The 3156-nt window shown below is 49.7% G+C and carries 3 protein-coding genes, 1 tRNA gene and 1 pseudogene; 2 read left to right on the plus strand and 3 right to left on the minus strand.

What is annotated here, in order from left to right; genetic code table 11:
* Positions 1-341 (plus strand): annotated as a pseudogene (locus Q0R35_RS18765) (hypothetical protein); the annotation flags it as partial.
* A gap of 157 nt (positions 342-498) precedes the next feature.
* Here Q0R35_RS18765 and Q0R35_RS18770 read toward each other — a convergent pair.
* On the minus strand, positions 499-993 hold the full coding sequence (locus Q0R35_RS18770; protein WP_295622093.1) for a molybdenum cofactor biosynthesis protein MoaE: 495 nt from the start codon (positions 991-993) through the stop codon (positions 499-501).
* Between the two features lie 74 nt (positions 994-1067).
* Between Q0R35_RS18770 and Q0R35_RS18775 the strand changes: the two genes are divergently transcribed.
* Positions 1068-1154, plus strand: a tRNA-Ser gene (locus Q0R35_RS18775).
* Between the two features lie 69 nt (positions 1155-1223).
* Here Q0R35_RS18775 and obgE read toward each other — a convergent pair.
* Both obgE and Q0R35_RS18785 read right to left on the minus strand, forming a co-directional pair.
* On the minus strand, positions 1224-2276 hold the full coding sequence (gene obgE / locus Q0R35_RS18780; RefSeq protein ID WP_295622094.1) for a GTPase ObgE: 1053 nt from the start codon (positions 2274-2276) through the stop codon (positions 1224-1226).
* A gap of 447 nt (positions 2277-2723) precedes the next feature.
* On the minus strand, positions 2724-3156 hold a 433-nt coding region (locus Q0R35_RS18785), incomplete at its 5' end, for a fatty acid desaturase (RefSeq protein ID WP_295622095.1).

Genomic DNA, 3156 nt, shown 5'->3' on the forward strand with positions numbered 1-3156 from the left:
TTTATCGAGCGCAAACAGCTACTAAAATTGAAGAATTAAATCGCGCGATCGCCGATTATCAGATGGCGGCAAATATTTATTTAGAACGTCAAGATTTACCCAAATATCGCGAAACGCTCGCATATTTACAAAAGCTCCAACGTTCTAGCCCCCAAACACCCGCGCCATCATCGACTCCCAATGACGGCAACGAACTACTCCGCCAACGTCTATTCGCCCTCGTCAGCGGACACTGGGGCATCGCCCAACGCCTGATCGATCGACTCAAAGAAGAGTCTCCCGGCTATCCTGAAGACTGGTATCTCGAACGGGTAATTGCTAATCTGGAACAGGGATTGTAGAGATGGGAGATGGGAGGTTGGAGATGGGAGACGGGGAGACGGGGGGACTTAGATATTATCAATCCAAAATCCAAAACTTGCGACTTTCGCGTAGCCTGCCGTAGGCACAGTCTCCAAAATCTCCCATCTCCGAACTCCCATCTCCCATCTCCCCTAATTAGCAATCTAACTCCTCGCAAGCTCCAATGCTCACCCATGTGCTAGCGGTGCGCCCGTCGGTTTCAACGTACCACTCTTTTTTCCAGATTGGGGCTTGATGCTTGAGGGTATCGATCGCAAATTGACAAGCTGCAAACGCCTCGCCGCGATGGGGACAGCCGACAGCTAGCAGTACGCTAATTTCGCCGATCTTTAATTTACCGATCCGGTGATGGATAACCACATGCGTGACATCTGCCCATTTACTGCGAATTTCCCAACCGATGGCGGCAAATACCTGGATCGCCATCGGCTCGTAAGCCTGATATTCTAAGTATTCTACCGCTTTGCCGTCGGTGCGATCGCGCACGGTACCGCTCATCATCACAACGGCACCATTGCCCGGATCGTCGGCTAGTTGGTAAACTTCATCTAATAATAGGGGCGCAAACCCGATCGCGAATCGATCGGCGGGATGAGCCGATTTTTGAGCGATTATCGGTGTAGTTGTCATCGTTAATTAGAATTATCTTGTAAAAATCTAGCCAGGATGGTATTATGAAGAATATCGGTTAACAGCCGTTGTCTGGATAGGTGGCTGAGTGGTCGAAAGCGGCACACTGCTAATGTGTTATGGGGGTAACCCCATCGAGGGTTCGAATCCCTCCCTGTCCGTTCTAAAGATTATGGTAATTGTAAAATAGATGAAGGGCGATCCACGGATTGCCCTTCATTTTTAGGATTTTACTTGAGTACGGGGAAAGCCGCCCGTTCTAGAGCTAACTTATCGGCAGCGCGCTGGGCTGCTAGCTCGTCTAATTGCTGCCAAACCTGATTCAGCAGGGGATCTAATCCGGTACGAGTTGCGGAGGAGATCAGAAATACTTGCTGTTGGGCGACTTCGCTTAGTGCTTGGGCGATGGCGGCGACTTCTTCGTCATCGACGGCATCGATCTTGCTCAGGGCGAGAATTTGGGGTCGGGTAGCCAAAGTATCATTATAAGCGATTAACTCTTGTTGAATTGTCTCGTAGGCTCCGATCGGGTCTTCGCTAGTTGCCTCGACGAGGTGTAATAATACGCGGGTGCGCTCGATGTGGCGGAGGAAATCGTGACCTAAACCTGCACCTTCGGATGCGCCTTCAATTAAACCAGGAATATCGGCAAATAAGGTGCCATCACCAGATGGTTTGCGGACTACTCCTAAATTGGGTACTAGGGTAGTAAACGGATAATCGGCAACTTTAGGACGGGCGGCGGAAACTACCGAAATTAGGGTCGATTTACCCGCATTTGGTAAGCCGATAATGCCGACTTCGGCGAGTAATTTTAATTCTAGGCGAATCCGTTTTTGCTGGGGCGGTTGTCCGGGGAGGGCGTATTCTGGCGCACGATTGCTATTGCTCAGAAAATGCGCGTTACCCAAGCCACCTTTACCACCAGTGACAATTTTAAATGTTTGTCCGGGTTCGACTAAATCGACGAGTATTTCGTCATTTTCGGTATCATAGATTATGGTACCGCAAGGCACCTCGACGATCAGATCTTCGCCAGATGCGCCAGTACAGTTTTTAGAACCACCTTTGGTGCCGTTTTCGGCTTTAAAGCGACGGTTGTACCGAAAATCTAGTAGTGTTTGTAAGTTTTCGACGGCGGTAAATAATACCGAGCCGCCTTTACCGCCGTTTCCCCCAGCGGGGCCTCCGGCTGGCACGTATTTTTCACGCCGAAAGGCAACCATCCCATCGCCGCCACTGCCTGATTCTACTTCTACTTCTGCCAGGTCGATGAATTGCATGTGTGGGCGATTGGGTGTAAATGAGTCAGGTTTTATTTTAGCTTACTATCTGGCTGTCGGTGTTTGGTGGATGGTGGATTGTACCAAGTTGCTTTCCACAAACCCAGCGGTTTCTAACCGCTGCTCGGAGTGCAAAGTCCGCCTGTCTGTCTTGTCTCGCTTCCATGGTCGGGAGACCCGACCGGAGCGAGCCGCTTGTCGCGCTAAACCCGGAGGGAACCTCCGGAGCGCGCGCCGCTACGCGGACTAGATAATCAGTCCGCGTAGGCGGACTTTGCAACATTAGCCACGATTTTAATCGTAGGCATTCCTACAGGTAGCAAATTGGGTTAGATAATCAAAAAGGTGGGCAATTGCCCACCTTAGATATTTTGTTTAAGTTTAGCTATTCATGCGATCGCACTATCCACACTTCGGCTGTCGCTCAGTGCAAGCTATCCACTATTTCTAGTTATTCGCGTTAAATTCGCGGAAGCTTTGATAAAACTCATTCTCTTCATAGATATGACATTTATCGGTGATATCTTTCATTAGTTCCCAGTTGAACTGGCGTTCTTTGATATATTCGCCCCACTGCTCTTTAATAATGGCGTGAGCTTCCCGTAAGCGATAGGAAGGAATTGCGGTCGAAATGTGGTGGGGAATGTGGACGTTGATATCGTGACAGAGAAATTCGACCCAGCGAGGGTAGTCACAATGGACTGTACCAGATAATTGGGCGATCGCTTCGTTCCATTCACCAGCGGGTGTAAAGGGGATGTCTGAAGCGGTATGGTGAACAATCGTGAAGGTGCTCATCCAGAAGTGGTATACCAACCAGGGGATCGCCCAGAATTTGACAAAACCCCAGATGCCTAGTGTGCCAATTAGAATCGGGAAG

Origin of the sequence: Chamaesiphon sp. GL140_3_metabinner_50 (assembly GCF_025361915.1) — a bacterium.
GTDB lineage: Bacteria > Cyanobacteriota > Cyanobacteriia > Cyanobacteriales > Chamaesiphonaceae > Chamaesiphon.

What these genes read in the sequence shown, in the direction of transcription:
- Q0R35_RS18770 (WP_295622093.1), bottom strand. Translation starts at nt 993, where the DNA reads ATGACAACTACACCGATAATCGCTCAAAAATCGGCTCATCCCGCCGAT.
- obgE (WP_295622094.1), bottom strand. Translation starts at nt 2,276, where the DNA reads ATGCAATTCATCGACCTGGCAGAAGTAGAAGTAGAATCAGGCAGTGGC.